This is a genomic window from Acidovorax sp., assembly GCF_046291265.1.
Taxonomy (GTDB): Bacteria; Pseudomonadota; Gammaproteobacteria; order Burkholderiales; family Burkholderiaceae_C; genus Acidovorax.
In genome coordinates this window covers 1-501 of the sequence record NZ_JBKBTV010000209.1, presented here as the reverse complement: position 1 = coordinate 501, position 501 = coordinate 1, and the positions used below count along the sequence as shown (strand labels likewise).

The window sequence follows — 501 nt, the reverse complement described above, 5'->3', positions numbered from 1 at the left end:
CGGCGGCGCCGGGGCTCGAGCCGGCATCGACGATGACGTCGACCTGCTCGCCCAGCATCTCCTCGGCCTGGTCGGCGTCGGTCGCAGCCGGCCGGCCGGTGAGGTTGGCCGAGCTGACCGCCATCGGGCCGGTGCGCTCGAGGACCTCGAGGGCGACCGGGTGGTCGGGCATCCGCACCGCCACCGTGCCTCGATTGTCCCCGAGGTCCCAGCGCAGCGACGACTGCTGGGTGCAGACCAGGGTGAGCGGGCCGGGCCAGAAGGCGTCGATGAGCGCCCGGGCGTAGACCGGAAGGCCCACCGCCAGGGCGTCGATGGTCGTCGGTGCGCTGATCAGGACCGGCGGGGGCATGTCACGGCCCCGCCCCTTGGCGGCCAGCAGCGACGTGACGGCCGCCGCGTCGAAGGCGTCGGCGCCGATGCCGTAGACGGTGTCGGTCGGCAGCACGACCAGCTGCCCTCGGCGGATCGCCAGGGTCGCTGCCTCCACGGCCGCCTCGC

At 74.9% G+C, this 501-nt stretch carries 1 protein-coding gene; it reads right to left on the bottom strand.

Annotated features, from left to right (window positions below):
- The coding region (locus tag ACK41V_RS23930; RefSeq protein ID WP_409786228.1) for an L-threonylcarbamoyladenylate synthase at positions 1–501 on the bottom strand (501 nt) is incomplete at both ends.